Source organism: Sphingomonas sp. BK036, from assembly GCF_004216825.1.
GTDB lineage: Bacteria > Pseudomonadota > Alphaproteobacteria > Sphingomonadales > Sphingomonadaceae > Sphingomonas.
Genome location: NZ_SGXR01000010.1, coordinates 13518 through 29921 on the forward strand (window position 1 = coordinate 13518; position 16404 = coordinate 29921).

Consider the following 16404-nt stretch of genomic DNA (forward strand, 5'->3'; position numbering starts at 1 on the left):
GAAATGATAAAGTGCCGGATACAGTCGCCACGATCACTTCGCGCGTTCACTTCAAACATTGTCCGGAGGGTAAGCGCTGGACTGTATCTAACAATCGCTTATCAGGCGCATCGTCATGAACACCGTCACCCTCAATACCGATAGAGCGTTCAGCGCGGATCCGACGGTGTCGATCCTCGATGCCGCGCGGACCCACGGGATCGTCCTCGAATATAGCTGTCGCACCGGACGCTGCGGAATCTGCAAGGCGCCCGTGCTCGCTGGCACTACCGAGATCCTGCGCCACGAGGAAAGTCTGACGCCCGAGGATGTGGCAGAAGGGGTTATCCTCACCTGCTGCCGATCGGCGACCACCGACGTCATGCTCGACATCGAACCGCTCGACCGGCTCGCAGGAATCGAGATTAAGACGATGGCCAGTCGGATCGTGTCGATCGAGCGGCTTGCCCCCGACATCGTTCGCGTGATGCTGAAGACGCCGCCCACCTCGCCGATGCGGTTCCTGCCGGGGCAGTATATCGACGTCATCGTTGAAGGCGTGCGCCGCAGCTATTCGCTCGCTAACGCGCCGCGCGGCGACGGCATGCTCGAACTGATCATCAAACGCTACAAGGGCGGCATCCTGAGCGGATACTGGTTCGAGCGGGCCAAGGCCAACGACCTGCTGCGGATCGAGGGGCCGTTCGGGACATTCTTTCTGCGCGAGCAAGCGCCGACCAACATTGTGTTCCTGGCGACCGGTACCGGCATCGCGCCCGTCAAGGCGCTGCTCGAGGAACTCGCCGCGAATCCCGCGCTGGCGGCGCGACACCGCCTGACGGTGTTCTGGGGCAACCGCGAAGCCGAGAGCTTTTGCTGGGATCCGGTAGGATTGGACCTCGACGTCGGCGTCCACCACTTGCTATCGGGTCCAGATACACGCTGGAGCGCCGCGCGGGGCTATGTTCACGATGCGGCGATACATCAGGGTATCGATCCCGACGACACGGTGGTCTATGCCTGTGGCTCGAACGCCATGATCACATCTGCGCGCGCGGCACTTCTGGCGCTCGGCCTTCCGGCCAAGCGCTTCTTTTCCGACGCATTCGTCAGCTCGAACTGAGGTAGGACAATGAAGGCAGTCATTCTGGCCGGTGGTCTCGGCACGCGTTTCGCCGAAGAGACCAGCCTGCGCCCCAAGCCGATGATCGAGATCGGGGGTCGTCCGATCCTGTGGCACATCATGAAGATCTATGCCGCGCACGGCGTCACCGAGTTCATCATCTGCTGCGGCTACAAAGGCTATGTGATCAAGGAGTATTTCGCGAACTACTTCCTGCACATGTCCGACGTCACCTTCGACATGAAGGCGAACGAGATGATCGTGCACGAGAAGCGGGCGGAGCCATGGAAGGTCACGCTGATCGATACCGGCGACGACTCCATGACCGGCGGTCGCCTCAAGCGGGTTGCCGAGTACGTCAAGGACGAGGAATTCTTCTTCTTCACGTACGGCGACGGCGTTGCCGACATCGACATCACCAAGTCGATCGAATTTCACCGCAGCCACGGCAAGGCTGCGACGCTGACCGCAACCTATCCGCCCGGGCGGTTCGGCGCGTTGCAGATCGACGATGGCCAGATCACCGAGTTCCTCGAAAAGCCGCAGGGCGATGGCGGCATGATCAATGGCGGCTATTTCGTGCTGTCACCCAAGGTGCTCGACTATCTTGAAAACGATTCGACTACTTGGGAGCAGGAACCGCTGCGCACGCTGGCCACCGATGGCGAGCTGATGGCATACGAGCATCACGGCTTCTGGCAGCCGATGGATACGCTGCGCGACAAACAGCATCTCGAGAGCTTGTGGCAGGGCGGCAAGGCCCCGTGGCGGATATGGTGACGGCCCCTGTTATGATGGCCCCCGCAATCGCACCGGCCGCGACCAAGGGCACCGTCGACCCCGCCTTCTGGGCGGGCAAGCGCATCTTCCTAACCGGTCACACCGGCTTCAAGGGCAGCTGGATGTCGCTCTGGCTCCAGCAGATGGGTGCCGAGCTGACCGGCTTCGCGCTGGCGCCTCCGACCAGCCCGGCGCTGTTCGAGGTTGCCGGCGTCGCGGCCGGCATGACGTCGATCATCGGCGACATCCGCGACCGCGAGGCGCTGGAGGCCGCGCTGGTCGCAGCCAATCCCGAGATCGTCATCCACATGGCGGCGCAGCCGCTGGTACGCGCCTCGTACGACGATCCGGTCGGCACCTATGCCACCAACGTCATGGGCAGCGTCCACCTGCTCGAGGCGGTCCGCAAGGCAGCGTCGGTCCGCGCCGTCTGCGTGGTCACGACCGACAAATGCTACGAGAACCGCGAATGGGTGTGGGGCTACCGCGAAGACGAGGCGATGGGCGGCCATGATCCGTACAGCAACTCGAAGGGGTGCTCCGAACTGGTCACCTCGGCGTATCGCCGGTCGTTCTTCACCGGCGACGGCGACCGAGACGGCGTCGCGCTTGCCTCAGGCCGCGCCGGCAACGTCATCGGTGGCGGCGACTGGGCAGCCGATCGGCTGATCCCGGACATCCTGCGCGCCGTCGCCGAGGGCGCTCCGGTACTGATCCGCAACCCGCTCGCGACCCGGCCGTGGCAACACGTACTGGAGCCGGTGTCGGGCTATCTCGTGCTATGCCAGGCGCTGTGGACCGATCCTACCGCCGCCCAGGCATGGAACTTCGGTCCGCGCGACGAGGACGCGCAGCCGGTGCAGTGGATCGTCGAACGTATGTGCGCACGCTGGGGCGATGGCGCCGACTGGACGCGCGACGAGTCGGTCCAGCCGCACGAAGCCAACTATCTCAAGCTCGACATCTCCAAGGCGCGGTTCGGGCTTGGCTGGCAGCCACGCTGGTCGTTGTCCGAAGCCCTCGACCGCATCGTTGCCTGGCATCGCGCCTGGCTGTCGGGGGCCGACATGCACGCATATTCTCTTGAAGAGCTGGAGCGCTTCGCCGGCGCCAGCCACAATCTTTCCGCATAGGACCTATTACCCATGACCGCTGACGAACTCCGCAAGCAGATCCGCACCCTAGTCGGCCAGTACGCCGAACAGCAATTCGCACTCAAGCCGTTCGTGCCCGGTGAGTCCGTGATCCCGCCCGCGGGCAAGGTGATCGGCGCACCCGAGATCGAGATGATGGTCGAGGCGTCGCTCGACGGCTGGCTGACCACCGGTCGCTTCAACACCGAATTCGAGGCGAAGCTTGCAAAGATGGTCGGCGCGCCGTTCCTACTGACCACTACCTCGGGCTCGTCCGCGAACTTGCTGGCGCTGTCGTGCCTGACCAGCCACAAGCTCGGCGATCGTCGCCTGAAGCCTGGGGATGAGGTCATCACCGTCGCGGCCGGCTTCCCGACCACGGTCAACCCGTCGATCCAGCACGGCTTGGTACCGGTGTTCGTCGACGTCGAGATCCCGACCTACAACATCGACGTCAACCTGATCGAGGCGGCGATTACCGAGAAAACCGGGGCGATCATGATCGCGCACACGCTCGGCAACCCGTTCAACCTCGCCGAGGTCCGCCGGATCTGCGACGAGCATGATCTATGGCTGGTCGAGGATTGCTGCGACGCGCTCGGCGCGACCTATGACAACAAGCTGGTCGGCACCTGGGGCGACGTCGCGACGCTGAGCTTCTACCCGGCGCATCACATGACGATGGGCGAAGGCGGCGCGGTGTTCACCAAGTCGGCCGAGCTGCGTCCGCTGATAGAGTCGATTCGCGACTGGGGTCGTGACTGCTATTGCGCGCCCGGCTGCGACAACACCTGCGGCTCGCGCTTCGGCCAGCAGCACGGCACGCTGCCGTTCGGCTACGACCACAAGTACGTCTATTCGCACCTCGGCTACAATCTGAAGATCACCGACATGCAGGCAGCGTGCGGTCTTGCCCAGCTCGATCGTGCGGAAGGTTTCATCGCCGCCCGCCGGCGCAATTTCGGACTGCTCACAGAGCGGCTGAAAAGCCTGGAAGAAATCTTCATCATGCCCGAAGCGACGCCGAATTCGGATCCGTCATGGTTCGGCTTTCCGCTGATGCTGCGCGATGGCGTCGATGCCAAGCGCGTCGACGTGACCCGCTTCCTCGACCAGAACAAGATCGGCACGCGCCTGCTGTTCGCCGGCAACCTGACGCGCCAGCCCTATTTTGAGCACGTCAACTACCGCGTCGTCGGCGACCTGACGCAGACCGACCGCGTGATGAACAACACGTTTTGGATCGGCCTGTATCCGGCACTTGGCGCGGAGCATTTCGACTATGTCGGTGAGAAGCTCGAAGAATTCTTCGGGCTGAATTTCTGATCAATCGCACTCCTGACTAGAATCGGTTCGACGACCCCATGATTCCAGATTGTATGATCGTCGACATGTCTACATGTAGTACCTGTTCCCCGTCGATGTCGCCATTGGCGGGGAACAGCGCGTGAACGATGCCGATCGACAAACCGGGCGGGTCGGCGCCGGCCTGTCGGGATTTCGTATTCCATCGGTCTGGCTGGTAGCCGGAGGCGGCTGGATCGGCCGCGGCATCCAAGTGATCGCCCAGCTCGTTGCCGTGCGCATCCTCATGGGAAGCCTCGGCACGAGCGGCTACGGCGTCTTCGCGGTGCTCGCCAGCCTGAACGGATGGTTGCTGCTGAGCGATTTCAGCATCGGCATCAGCCTGCAGAATTATATTTCGGAGCGCCGAGCCAAGGGTGAAGAAACCGACGATCTGATCCTGACCGGCGCTCTGTTGTCGCTCGGGACGGCCTGTTTCACCGGCCTAGTGATGCTATCGCTCGGGCCGTGGTTGTCGAGCCTTCTGCTCGGCGGGTTCACCTTTCTGTCGGCATCTGATCGCACCCTCGCTTTTTACGCAATGGCACTTCCCTCGATCGGTACCGCACTCGGCGGGGTGGTCTACCGGATCTGGTTCGCGCGACATCGCGGCTATCTGTCGAACCTCGTTCCGGCAGCGGGAACGGTCATCGGCACCGCCGCCATCTGGTTATTGCAGCATATCAGCACCGGCCCACGGATCGCGCTATCGACGCTGCTCTATTATCTGCCGCTGGCGGTGCTGCCGATGATCGCCCTAGGCTTCACGGCCGCCCGTGCCACACGCCATCATGGTTTCAGCCAGACGCTCGCCAAACCGCTGTTGCAACGCTCCTTTCGATTCTGGATTTCCGGTCTACTGGCCGCGTCTGTCCTGCAGGTCGACTATATCATTATGGTCCGCGTCCTGGCGGTCCAGGATATCGTAATCTACAGCGTCGCAACGAAGCTCTTTCTTTTGATATTCTTCGTCTACACGGCATTGCTCCAGGCGCTGTGGCCAATCTGCAGCGAAGCGATCGCGCGCAACGACTGGCACAGCGTCTTTGCCAAGACCAAGAACTATATCATATTTGGCATGATGTTCACGTTGCTCGCAGGGGTCGGCGTCGCGCTGACAAATACGCTTATCGTTCGTATCATCGCCCCCGGTCTGCGTACACCAATCCCCCTCGTCGTGATCGGCCTTCTTACGCTTTATGTCATGGTGAGGGTATGGACGGACACCTTCGCGATGGTTTTGCAAAGTATGAACGATCTTTTACTGCTATGGATAGTCGCACCTGTCCAATCGCTGCTGAGTATCTCCCTGCAATTTCTCGGGGCACGATATTTCGGTCTCCCGGGAATGATATGCGGCCTTATCGGATGCTTTCTGCTCACGGCGGCATGGGTGCTTCCAGTCCGATGCTGGCTTCATGCACGGCGTTATTCTGTTCTTGCCTAAGGAGGCAACAATGCGTCTTTCCATCTGCGTACCAACCTATAATCGCGCGCCCGAACTTCGCGTGATGCTCGACAGCCTCATGGCGCAGACCGGATACGGCCTAGACGTTGAGATCGTCATCAGCGACAATGCATCCACCGACGATACGCCTACGCTTGTCGCGAGTTACGCCGACCGCGATATCCCGATCGTCTATCATCGTCTCACCGACAATCTCGGTTTCGACCGCAATATTCTCAATGCGGTCGCCTGTGCATCGGGCGACTATTGCTGGCTCTTCGGTAGCGACGATGTCTTGCTCGACACTGGTGCGTTCGCCCGGGTCGAACGCGTTCTTGCCGTATATCCGATGCTTGCCGGCATCAGTCTGGGTTCGGACGGCTACAATCACGATATGACGGAGAGAACCGCGCCGCATAACTATATCGCGACCAACTTTGCAGCCGAGACCCTCCTCAACGGTCGTGGCGAGATCATCAGTTCGGTCGGTCCGTGGTTCGGCTATATGTCGAGCATCGTCGTGCGCCGCGAAGCTTGGGCAAGAGCCGTCGATGCAAGCCCGATCGAGCCTTATCTGAACGGTTATGTTCATACCTATGTGGTCGCCAGATCGCTCGACGAGCAATCGACCTGGGTCTGCGTACCCGACATTCTCGTTGGTTGCCGGCTTGGCAACGACTCGTTCCAGGGACGCGACACCTTCGCGCGAACGCAGCTCGACATGGTCGGTTACGAACGTGCCTTCGGCGACACGCTAGGCCGAGACCATTGGGCGTATCGCAGCGCGATGGCCAAGGTTTCCGCCTTCTATGTCCGAACGCATTTCCTAGGTGCCAAGATCTACGGTGCGGGTAGCCCCTATTGGAAGCAGGCGATCCCGATGTCAGTCTCCTATTACTGGCGCTACCCGACATTCTGGATGAGGACATTTCCGATTGCGATCACGCCACGCCCGCTCATGCTGATGGCACAGGCAATTTTTCGGCGAACGTTGAAGCGCCGGGGTATCAAGGCGTTCGCTTGACGGCATTTGGGGTTGGAGTACCTATCGCCCCCTTGCCGAGACGTGATCCGGCACTGACGAAGCCGTGACGGCCGTAGAGACTGGTCGGTCGTCGAGGCTGGTCGGCGCCATGCCTCGAAGTGTCGACCGCAATAACGCACCACCGCTGGCATGCGTTCAGCGATCCCCCTTAGCCGTTTTACGGCACCGCATTAAAGGATACGCCGCTGTATATGGCGACGGGCCTGGAACCCCGACGTTCTCGAACGCGATCGCGCACTCAAGCGGGATTTCAACAGCGATCGATATTCCCGTTATGTAAGCCTGATCGACCTGTTCTGCACGTCGTACGGTTGCATGACCTAGTATAGGCGACGACGGGCGCCTGGGCATTACGACGTTCGACTCCGGCCATGTCACGGTGCCGGCGTCGGACATGATCGCCCGTCGGGTACTGGTTCCCACGATCACTCGCTGATCTGGGGTCGCTGATCTGGCTCCACTGACTTCGTACCGGCGACCGGGAACAGCGCGGCATGCATCCCAGCGGACAGTCGTGCGTTGCCAATACATGACCATGGAGAGATTATGACCAACTATCATGTACTCGTCGAAGGCAGTGACAAAAGCTTTTCGCACGCGTTCGACGGCGAACCGCAGATCAATCTCACCTTCGAGAATGAGGGTGTAGTGTACCGGGTCACGACGCGCGCGCATGACGAAGAGAGCGACACGCCCACCATCCACGCCAAGATCATGTAAACCGATCGAACCGGACTACCCTCAGCATAACATTGTCGATCTGTAGACATGACTACAGATCGACACAGCGAGGCAAGCAAGTCGTGGTTACGCCGGCCACCTCGTCGATCACGCTATTCAGATCGGTTTGCGATACCGCACCGAGCGCGACAATACGATCGACGTCGGGTACGTAGCGCGACCGCTGGCCGTTGCCGGCAGCGCCGCGGACGACGACATCGCGTTGCGGCGACAGACGGTCGCGGATGCGTTCCGCCAACGCACGGATCGTCACGGGGTCGTCGGACCCGATATTATAAGCACCGCCAGGTTTGCCTGCTGTCAATGCGGTGACCAGCGCATGCGCCATGTCGTTCCCACCGAGATACGAGCGTATGGCCAAACCGTCACCGGCCACTTCGATTGGCCTGTCGTCATCCGCCAGCGCATCGCGCACGAAGCTGCCCAGCGCATAGCGGTCGTCGCGTGGCATGTGGACGCTGCCAAACGCGAACAGTCGGGCGATGACGGTAGCGAGGCCCTGCTCGTGACAAGCGATGGTGCACAGTTGCTCGGCCACGCGTTTGGCCTGCCCGTAGGTCGAGCCCGCCAGTAACGGATCGGGTGCGCCGCCATAGTCCTCGTTCAGCGTGGCCATCGACGCCGGTTGCGGGCCATAGACCGCGCCCGAACTAACGAGCAGGAACCGCCCTGCCCGCGCCTGTACTGCGGCATCGAGCAAGATCCGCGTACCGCCAACGATCTGGTCGATCCAGGCGGCATGTCCGGTCCCAAGGTGCGTATCGGCTGCGGCGTGGATCACGTCGGTCGTGCCCACGGGCAAGGGCGGCAGCGCGCTGAGGTTGCCCTCGACTAAGTCGAGCCACGGCCGTTGCGCCTGCGCCGGATGGCGGTCGGCAAAGGCCTTCGCATCGCGCGTCAAGACGGTGACGCGCAGCCCGGCATGCGCGGCGTCGCAGCGATCGAGATAGTCGAGTAGCGTGCGGCCGACCGCCCCCGTCCCCCCGGTCAGGAAGACGTGCCGGCCGCCAAGATCGTGGGCGTGCGGACCGCGCCAGTCGCTAGCCTGCGTCATAGGCCCTGACCTGGGCCGTCACGGTTTCGAGATCCAGACCGTGCTCGCGCAGCAGATACTCATAGGATCCGCAATGCTCCGAAAAACGATCCTGCACACCAATCCGCAGGACGTGAAGCGGATGGATTGCCGAAACTTCCTCAGTAACGAGCGATCCGAAGCCGCCCATCACCGAATGTTCCTCCATCGTCACCAACCGTCCGGCCGACCGACAGATCGTCGCCAGCGTCTCGGTATCGAACGGCTTGATTGACGGCGCGCTCCACAGCCCGACACCCTCGATCCGGTCGGCGACGGCGAGCGCGGTGGTGGCGATCGGACCGGTCGCGAGGATGACCGTGCCGCCATCGCGCCCCGGCCGCAGGCATTGTAGCCGTGCCGTATCGATCGTCGTCCCGTCCGCGTGGATGTCGCCCCGGTCGGCCTTGCCCATCCGCAAATAGACCGAGAGCCTGGCCCCATGCGCATGATCCATCGCAGCGCTGAGTTCGTGACGATCCGCAGGCGACAGCACCATCATCCCAGGCACCGCCCGGATACAGGCTATGTCCTCAAGCGCCTGATGGCTGGTCCCCAGCGTGCTGTAGACGAACCCTGCCCCATCACCGCAGAAGACCACCGGCAGATTGTCATGCGCCACGTCGAGCTTGATCTGCTCAAGCACCCGGACGGGCACGAACGCGCTCAGCCCGTAGACGAACGGATGAAAGCCCATGCGGGCAAGGCCGGCCGCCATGCCGACCATGTTCTGCTCGGCGATGCCAGCATTGATGTAGCGATCAGGATGCGCCGCGCGAAACGTATCGAACAAGGCGTAGCCATGATCGCCGGTCAGCAACAGGACGCGCGGATCGGCGTCGGCAAGGCGAACCAAGCTGTTGGAGAAAGCGTCCCTCACCGTGCCTCCTCCAGCGCCGCGATCGCGGCTTGGTAGGTCTGGTCGGTCAGCCGCGTGTAATGCCAGATATTGTCATTTTCCATGAACGGCACGCCATATCCCTTGATCGTCTTGGCGATGATCGCCTTTGGTCGTCCCGACCCGTTGCCGAGCAGAGACGTCACCGCATCGTCGATCGCGGCTTCGTCATGGCCGTCGATCGTCACCGCATCGAAACCGAACGCGGCGAACTTGGTCGCCAAGTCGCCGAGCGCGATGATCTCGTCGGTCCGGCCCATCGCCTGGAAGCCGTTCTCGTCGATGATGACCACCAGATTGTCGAGCTTATGCTGCGGCGCGAACAGCATCGCTTCCCAGTTCGGCCCCTCGTTCATCTCGCCGTCGCCAACGATGCAGAACACACGCTGGTTACTGCCGTTGCGGCGTGCGCCGAGTGCCATGCCGACCGCGATCGACAAACCGTGGCCGAGCGAGCCGGACGTGACCTCCAGCCCGGGCACGCGAGAATCGGACAGGCCCTTGAGCGTCGATCCGTCCGCGAAATAGCCGGAAACGGCCGCATCGTCGATCCAGCCGATCTCACGCATACAGGCATATTGCGCCATCACGCCATGCCCCTTGCTAAGGACCAGCATGTCGCGACCGGGGGATGCCGGATCGGTCGGGGAGAACTGCAGATGGTTTCGATACAGGACCGCCAGCAGCTCGATAATCGAGAAGGCACAGCCGATGTGCACGGTCTGCCCTGCATAGGCCATGTCGAGCACAGTCCGGCGCAGCCGAGCCGGCGCGAACGGAAAATTGGTTTTGGTCGGGTCAGGCACAGCCTGCATTATCGGTTCCTTCGATAGGACATACTGCATGGCGTGGTTCTGCAGCCATCAGGATCTGCGATACGCGTTACCGGGTGCCGGCGGACGCCCGCAAGCCGTTTTCCATCAATCCCCGATCGGGCTTTCGCCATGCTTGCGCAGGACGTCGTTGAACGATTCCGCCATCAGCGCCTGAAGGCTCCTGCCCTGCCGCCTTGCCAGCGTATGCATCGCGAACGACATTTCGGGAGTGAAGAACCCGGCGATCTGCTTGCGGCCCTGGCGACTGGCCGGGCCGGATGCCGGCTTGGTTTCCGCAACCGGAGCAGCGGACTCGAGCGGTTTACGATCGCGCAGATTAGCGAACGAGGGCTTGCGGCTCATGCGGAGACTTTCGCTTTACAAGACTTTGTCGATGCGTCGACTTGTCGACAGGTCCAGGTGTAGAGGCTGCGGATATCATCCGCGGCCTTGCCACCGGGTTCGAATTCCATGACCGTCCGGCCCTCGGCGCTGGCGTGGCGGAAGGCCGCACGGTCGGGAATCTGGATCGGGCAGGCTGGCGTGCCCAAGCCGGCGACTAGATCGCCCGCCTCTTGATAGATGCGCGGCGCGTTGGGCGACCCTGCGGTAAAAACCACGAACGCCGGTTTGCGCAGCAGCTGGACCAGTTTGGCAGTGGTCCGGATCGCCGACAGGTCGAACGCGCTTGGTCGGCATGGGATCAGCACCAGATCGGCGATCTCGACCGCGGCGCGCGCGGCGCTGTCGGCATGCGGGGGCGTGTCGATGACGATGAACTCGGCCCCCTGCCCGCGCGCCTGCTCGACCTTAGCGCAGAGCCGTGGCGGCGGGCTGTCGATTACCTCGGGGGGGGCATCCTGCCGCCAAGCGGCCCATTGGCTGGCAGTCGCCTGTGGATCGGTGTCGAAGATCAGCGCGATACGCCCTGCATCCTGCGCCGCAGCGGCGAGGTGGAGCGCGAGCGTGGTCTTGCCCGCCCCGCCCTTTTGGCTGATGATCGCAATCGTCGGCATGTCGTACTCCCTACATGTCTACATGCCGATGGATCAACACCAAAGGCAAGCTTTTCCTCGTTCTGCATTGAGATCGTATCTTTACCTTAGCTGATACTCACGCTGGACCAATCGAGCGTTGCGAACATCCGTACAACGTCAACCGCTTGCTCCAGCTAGGGAGCACGTGTCGGCGTTAGCCGGCACTCCAGGAGTCTCTCATTTTGGTACGTGTGTTTGGTCAACCGTCCTTTCGGGTTCGTTTGGCTGATTGAGGTGATCGATCAGATTGGTTCATTTTCATGTTATCTCAAACTAGTTTTGGAGCGGTTGAGTATGGTTATGAGACTCACGCTCAAGTCGATCTATACCTGCACCAAGCTTAGCGAGAGCCTTGCCCAATTGCCCCCCGACCGTGACGACTGCGAGATCGCGGCACGACAGTCCTGCAATCATGCCGGTCACCGCATCGCGCTGGTCCGCCGCGTACTGCATGGCATCGTCGGGCACCGGTGCCGGTCGCATCCAACGCGGCAGATAGGCCAAGACGCGCTGCGGCAGCGTCGGGCGGTAGACATTCGAGGTCTGCTTGTAGCGTGGCCCCGCCCCCTCGGCCGCGACGCGCTTGAACCGGCGCTGCCGGACGAGAAAGCCGATGTTCTCGAGGATAAGGAGAGCACGCGCGACGGTCGCGCGGCCCAGGCCGGTCACTTCGGACAGGTGGTCGTAGCTCGGAAACACGCGGCCGCGGTTGAGCCGGGCGAGCGTCAGCAGCTCTTCGTAGATACGCACTGCGCCCGCCGTCAGCGTCGCGATCGTGCGTTCGGCGTTGGTGAGCGCACGCGTACCGGCCCGCGCCTCGCGGCGGAGCCGGCGCCCGGCGTCCAGCGTCCGCCGGGCGATCCGCAGCAATGCGTCGGTTTCGCCTTTGGCGGGAACCGCGAAGAACATCTCCTCGAACGTCCCCGCCTCGATGCTGTCGCGCAGCACCGGCGCACCGGTGCGGTGCGGTGCGCCCGATCGCGCGGGTTTGCGTCCGCGCGCGAACCCGCCAAGCGCCTGTGTGGCGGCCTGACCGAGGGTGATAGCCGTCATCTTCCGTCCCCTATCGGGGCTGGGACCAGAACAAAAAAAGAGCGTGGCGCGAAACGCGCATCCTTGAACCAAGGTTCGTCGGGGTCTATCTGGAAAGGGCGCGGTGTTTTTCAGCCCGGGGCTACGTTTGGCGACGTTGCTCCATCAAAACCTTGGGATGCCCGGCCTTCGTGCCGGGCTTTTCTTTAGGGGGTCACAGCCGCTCCATCTTCATTAGCGTCGACATCGATGCCGACCCTGCAGGATTTTGCAGTTAATGCCGTGCGACGGAAGCCCTTGCGGTTCGTGCTTTCGAGTATCAATTCAGAAAAAGTTCGTGCTTTCGAGTATAAATTGGTCGAAAAGTTCGTGCTTTCGAGTATCAATTCAGAAAAAGTTCGTGCTTTCGAGTATTAATTTACCTGGAAAGTTCATGCTTTCGAGTATCATTTAAACGCATGGTCCGAGTCGGTCGCGGGTGATTCGCCCGAGCCCGAAATCTCTGAGTTTGAAGCCGCCGAATCCAATGGCTCCGCAGTCGATGACCGAGGGTCGGGCGATGGAGGAGAGTCGGGCAAGGGCTCAGAAGACAGCGCAGGCGCCAGCGCGATCGGGCGCCGGGTGATCATCACGCGCACCGGATTGGCCTTACGACCGCGCCGCCCGGGTTCTTCCGGCTCGACCGCCGTGTCGACGAGCTCAAGATGATAGTCTGGGATCGTGTCGGTGCCGGCTATCTGCTTCAGCGCCGCCCTAAAATTGGCCAGTGGGTTCTGGTAGCCGATCTGTAGCCGGAAAGTCGGCAGGTCAATCTCGAAGCCGTCGCCATCGCCGGTCGACCGCGCGACTTCGTAGATCCGTCGTTCGATCGGCCCGAGCTGGAAATACGCGATCGCATAGTCGAGCACGTGGCGGTCGAGCAAAATCGCACGGAATAGCCAGTCGCACAGCCGTACCTTGATCGCCTTGAGCCGGCGCTCGCCGCTGCGTGTCTTGGAATAATGCAGCTTGGCCTCGGACAGCCACGAGAAGAAGCCCTCCTCGCCCTCGCCGCCCGCCTCGATATTGGTCTTGATCTGCGTGCCTTGGAGCCGTTCCAGCGCCTCCGACAGCCGTCCATAGGAGCGCGCGCTGTGATTGCTGCCGGTGACGCTAAACAGGTCATGCGCGGTGAAGACGAAATCCTGCGCGACCTCGTCGCCCGCCTCGAGCTTGGCCGCCATCAGGCTCGCGATATAGAGCACGATCTCCTTGTCGTAGATCGTTGCAACACCGCTCGCCGACGGCCGCACCTCGATCGTCACCGTGTCGGTCCTGTAACTAAGCGGCTTCATCCAGGCGTTCTTGCTGAGCGCGAAGAACGGGAACGCCATCAGCGAGCGCTCGCCACGAATCTCGCCGTGCAGCGGGCTGTCGAGCAGGAACAGCTCGCCTTGGGGAACCTTTGCCGGAGTCTTGCCGGGGGATTTGGTGGACGTCTTGGCGGGCATTTTCGGACCGGTCGCCTTCGAGGCGATCCGGGCCGGCGCTTCGCGTGGGGGGGCACCTGCCACATCCGCCTTGCGGGTCGCCCGGATCGCGGGAGACGCGTCGCCCTGGTCTGGGGAAGCGAGCTTTGCGGGGGAGGGGGCGGCGGGCAGGACAGGGGACGAGCGGGTCATTCCCTATTCATACTCGAAAGCACGAACTTTTGGCATCCCGCCGTCCTGCACAAGGCGAAACACGCCTGCATCGACCTCCGAGTTCGTGCTTTCGAGTATGAATTCATAAGGATTTTGACCCGCTACCAGGCGGCTGCATCACGTCTTCACGTCGACATCCATACATCTTGATATCGTACGCGTGCCTTTAGGGTCGAGCTTTTCCGGCCGGCCCTCGATCCTTACCTCCGCGGGGCGCGGTGCTCGATCGCCCGGAGGATCGCCGCCCCGTATGGCGATCTAGCGAGGCCTGCCGCCAGGTTCAGTGCCTGATTGGCACTGATCAACCCCTGATGATAGGCGATCTCCTCCAGGCACGCGATCTGGATGCCCTGCCGGCGCTGGATCGTCTGGACGAATTCGGACGCCTTCAGCAGCGAATCATGCGTCCCCGTGTCGAGCTAGGTATAGCTGCGGCCCATCTGCTCGACATGGAGGTCGCCCGTGTCGAGGTAGCAGTGCGCGAGATCCGTGATCTACAGTTCGCCCCGCGCCGACGGAGTCAGCCCCGCCGCCAAATCGCAGACCCGGCGATCGCGTGCCACTCGAGATCGGACCGAAATCGGCTCATAATCGATACGCCGAACCTGACTGGCTTGGCGCTTACCTACCCGTTGGACGCACCCGTCTGCGACGTCTGGTTCGTTACGTGCGGTTCACGGGACTGTTAGGTTCGTACGTGTATGTGGTTCACAGGACTATACAGGCCGCCCACTGCTATCTTCTGGCAGCGTAACGGTCTATCGCGCTGACTTAATTCATTTCGGTAGTATTCCGAGGGCGTAATGAAATTGGAAGTGGACCGGTTGAACACCCAACGTTCGCAAGAGGCATCGTTCGCGACGCCATCCGCAGGTCGCCAGTTTTGGCGACCGCGCGCGACGACACTGCGGATGCGGATGGTGGTCGGACTGTTGGCGTTCGATCTGCTATGCATCGTGCTGAGCTTCGGGCTTGCGGCGACCGTCCGCGATCACGTCCTGGGCGCGTCCAACTGGGCGTTCGTGCTCGTCGTCGTGCTACCGATCTATATCGTTGCCGCGGTCAATGCGCATGCCTATGCCGCGGGCAACGTGCAGGACCCGTTCCGCGCAATCGCCAAGGGCCTGCAGGCGTTCGCTATCGCGATCTGCGCGGTCATCTTCGCGGCCTTCGCGCTGAAGACGACCGATACCTTCCCACGTCTCGTAGTCTCGATCGGGTCGGTCTTCACGGTCGTCACACTGTCGATCGGCCGCTATGTCTTTGCCCGCCACATGGACCAGATCATCGGCGGCAATCCGTTCAGCGTCGTGCTGTTGCGTGATGGAAACTCACCGGTTCCCCCCGGTATCTTCTCGATCGTGATCGCGGCGGATGCAGCGTTCGATCCCGACAGCCACGATCCGGTGATGTACGACCGGCTGGCGACGTCGCTCGAACATGCCGATCGCGTCATCGTCGCCTGTGCGCCCGAACGTCGCGTAGCTTGGGCGCATGCGTTGAAGGGGGCCAATATTCAGGGCGAGATCTTCGTCCCCGAACTCGATACGCTGGCGCCGCTGGGCATGGCCAGCTTCGGCGATACGCCGACACTGATCATCGCCAACGGTCCGCTCGGGCTGGTCGACCGGAGCGTCAAGCGTGCGTTCGATGTCGCCTTGGCGGGGGCCGCGCTGATCGCGTTGCTGCCGATGTTCGCGATCGTCGCACTCCTAATAAAGCGCGATTCCGCAGGCCCCGTCTTCTTCACGCAGACGCGTATCGGCCGCGGCAACCAGATGTTCCGGATGAAGAAGTTTCGCAGTATGCGGGTCGATAGTGCCGATGGCGCCGGGGATCGCTCGACCGCACGCGATGACGACCGCGTCACGCGCGTCGGCCGTTTCATCCGGCGCACCAGCCTCGACGAACTGCCGCAGCTGCTCAACGTCTTGGGGGGCGACATGAGCATCGTCGGGCCGCGCCCACATGCGCTAGGTTCGCGCGCGGCCGACAAGCTGTTCTGGGAGGTAGATCATCGCTATTGGCACCGCCATGCCGCCAAGCCCGGGCTGACCGGCTTGGCACAGGTCCGGGGCTATCGCGGTGCGACCCTGGTCGAGGCTGATCTGCAGAACCGGCTGCGGGCCGATCTTGAATATATCGAGAATTGGTCGATCTGGCGTGATTTGAAGATCATCGTGATGACGTTCCGGGTGCTGCTGCATCGAAATGCGTTCTAGCCCAGATACGGGCTCGCTCGCCACCACGGTTTTCAGCGTCATACATGTCGACAT

15 protein-coding genes are annotated in these 16404 nt (G+C 62.1%); 8 read left to right on the forward strand and 7 right to left on the reverse strand.

Annotated elements, in window-relative coordinates; translation table 11 throughout:
* Positions 1-115 precede the first annotated feature (115 nt).
* The 7 genes from EV283_RS18590 to EV283_RS19290 all read left to right on the forward strand — a co-directional run bounded on the left by EV283_RS18590 (position 116) and on the right by EV283_RS19290 (position 7571).
* Positions 116-1102 (forward strand): FAD-binding oxidoreductase, encoded by a 987-nt coding sequence (locus EV283_RS18590; RefSeq protein WP_130327993.1) that lies wholly within the window; start codon positions 116-118, stop codon positions 1100-1102.
* 9 nt (positions 1103-1111) lie between these two features.
* On the forward strand, positions 1112-1882 hold the full coding sequence (gene rfbF / locus EV283_RS18595; RefSeq protein WP_130327995.1) for a glucose-1-phosphate cytidylyltransferase: 771 nt from the start codon (positions 1112-1114) through the stop codon (positions 1880-1882).
* Between the two features lie 11 nt (positions 1883-1893).
* Complete coding sequence (gene rfbG / locus EV283_RS18600; RefSeq protein WP_207223208.1) at positions 1894-3015, forward strand: CDP-glucose 4,6-dehydratase; 1122 nt, start codon at positions 1894-1896, stop codon at positions 3013-3015.
* 12 nt (positions 3016-3027) lie between these two features.
* Positions 3028-4341 (forward strand): lipopolysaccharide biosynthesis protein RfbH, encoded by a 1314-nt coding sequence (gene rfbH, locus EV283_RS18605; protein WP_130327997.1) that lies wholly within the window; start codon positions 3028-3030, stop codon positions 4339-4341.
* 121 nt (positions 4342-4462) lie between these two features.
* On the forward strand, positions 4463-5806 hold the full coding sequence (locus tag EV283_RS18610) for an MATE family efflux transporter (protein ID WP_130327999.1): 1344 nt from the start codon (positions 4463-4465) through the stop codon (positions 5804-5806).
* Positions 5778-6830: a glycosyltransferase family 2 protein gene (locus tag EV283_RS18615; protein ID WP_130328001.1), complete on the forward strand. Its 1053-nt coding sequence runs from the start codon at positions 5778-5780 to the stop codon at positions 6828-6830. The genes EV283_RS18610 and EV283_RS18615 overlap by 29 nt, the downstream gene beginning before the upstream one ends.
* 567 nt (positions 6831-7397) lie before the next feature.
* Positions 7398-7571: a hypothetical protein gene (locus tag EV283_RS19290; RefSeq protein ID WP_165391844.1), complete on the forward strand. Its 174-nt coding sequence runs from the start codon at positions 7398-7400 to the stop codon at positions 7569-7571.
* Between the two features lie 52 nt (positions 7572-7623).
* Here EV283_RS19290 and EV283_RS18620 read toward each other — a convergent pair whose 3' ends face one another.
* The 7 genes from EV283_RS18620 to EV283_RS18650 form a co-directional block, all read right to left on the reverse strand.
* Entirely contained in the window at positions 7624-8646 is a 1023-nt protein-coding gene (locus EV283_RS18620) for an NAD(P)-dependent oxidoreductase (protein WP_130328003.1), read from the reverse strand.
* Positions 8633-9544, reverse strand: a complete 912-nt coding sequence (locus EV283_RS18625; RefSeq protein WP_130328005.1) for a transketolase C-terminal domain-containing protein — start codon at positions 9542-9544, stop codon at positions 8633-8635. The genes EV283_RS18620 and EV283_RS18625 overlap by 14 nt, the downstream gene beginning before the upstream one ends.
* Positions 9541-10377 carry a transketolase gene (locus EV283_RS18630; RefSeq protein WP_130328007.1) on the reverse strand — a complete coding sequence of 279 codons (837 nt, stop codon included), beginning with the start codon at positions 10375-10377 and terminating at the stop codon, positions 9541-9543. The genes EV283_RS18625 and EV283_RS18630 overlap by 4 nt, the downstream gene beginning before the upstream one ends.
* A 105-nt stretch (positions 10378-10482) precedes the next feature.
* Positions 10483-10740, reverse strand: a complete 258-nt coding sequence (locus tag EV283_RS18635) for a ribbon-helix-helix domain-containing protein (protein ID WP_130328009.1) — start codon at positions 10738-10740, stop codon at positions 10483-10485.
* Positions 10737-11393, reverse strand: coding sequence for a ParA family partition ATPase (gene parA, locus EV283_RS18640; protein WP_130328011.1), 657 nt, complete (start codon positions 11391-11393; stop codon positions 10737-10739). Before parA ends, EV283_RS18635 begins: the two co-directional genes overlap by 4 nt.
* Positions 11394-11687: 294 nt before the next feature.
* Positions 11688-12467: a helix-turn-helix domain-containing protein gene (locus tag EV283_RS18645; RefSeq protein WP_130328013.1), complete on the reverse strand. Its 780-nt coding sequence runs from the start codon at positions 12465-12467 to the stop codon at positions 11688-11690.
* Between the two features lie 425 nt (positions 12468-12892).
* Positions 12893-14107, reverse strand: coding sequence for a replication initiator protein A (locus EV283_RS18650; RefSeq protein ID WP_242616072.1), 1215 nt, complete (start codon positions 14105-14107; stop codon positions 12893-12895).
* 932 nt (positions 14108-15039) lie between these two features.
* Here EV283_RS18650 and EV283_RS19520 point away from each other — a divergent pair.
* On the forward strand, positions 15040-16350 hold the full coding sequence (locus EV283_RS19520) for a sugar transferase (protein ID WP_242616073.1): 1311 nt from the start codon (positions 15040-15042) through the stop codon (positions 16348-16350).
* The last annotated feature ends 54 nt before the right edge of the window (positions 16351-16404 follow it).

Excerpts from the sequence above, each read along its gene's own strand:
- EV283_RS18590 (WP_130327993.1), top strand. The coding sequence starts at position 116 with ATGAACACCGTCACCCTCAATACCGATAGAGCGTTCAGCGCGGATCCG.
- rfbF (WP_130327995.1), top strand. The coding sequence starts at position 1,112 with ATGAAGGCAGTCATTCTGGCCGGTGGTCTCGGCACGCGTTTCGCCGAA.
- rfbG (WP_207223208.1), top strand. The coding sequence starts at position 1,894 with ATGATGGCCCCCGCAATCGCACCGGCCGCGACCAAGGGCACCGTCGAC.
- rfbH (WP_130327997.1), top strand. The coding sequence starts at position 3,028 with ATGACCGCTGACGAACTCCGCAAGCAGATCCGCACCCTAGTCGGCCAG.
- EV283_RS18615 (WP_130328001.1), top strand. The coding sequence starts at position 5,778 with ATGCACGGCGTTATTCTGTTCTTGCCTAAGGAGGCAACAATGCGTCTT.
- EV283_RS19290 (WP_165391844.1), top strand. The coding sequence starts at position 7,398 with ATGACCAACTATCATGTACTCGTCGAAGGCAGTGACAAAAGCTTTTCG.
- EV283_RS18620 (WP_130328003.1), bottom strand. The coding sequence starts at position 8,646 with ATGACGCAGGCTAGCGACTGGCGCGGTCCGCACGCCCACGATCTTGGC.
- EV283_RS18630 (WP_130328007.1), bottom strand. The coding sequence starts at position 10,377 with ATGCAGGCTGTGCCTGACCCGACCAAAACCAATTTTCCGTTCGCGCCG.
- EV283_RS18635 (WP_130328009.1), bottom strand. The coding sequence starts at position 10,740 with ATGAGCCGCAAGCCCTCGTTCGCTAATCTGCGCGATCGTAAACCGCTC.
- parA (WP_130328011.1), bottom strand. The coding sequence starts at position 11,393 with ATGCCGACGATTGCGATCATCAGCCAAAAGGGCGGGGCGGGCAAGACC.
- EV283_RS18645 (WP_130328013.1), bottom strand. The coding sequence starts at position 12,467 with ATGACGGCTATCACCCTCGGTCAGGCCGCCACACAGGCGCTTGGCGGG.
- EV283_RS18650 (WP_242616072.1), bottom strand. The coding sequence starts at position 14,107 with ATGACCCGCTCGTCCCCTGTCCTGCCCGCCGCCCCCTCCCCCGCAAAG.
- EV283_RS19520 (WP_242616073.1), top strand. The coding sequence starts at position 15,040 with ATGCGGATGGTGGTCGGACTGTTGGCGTTCGATCTGCTATGCATCGTG.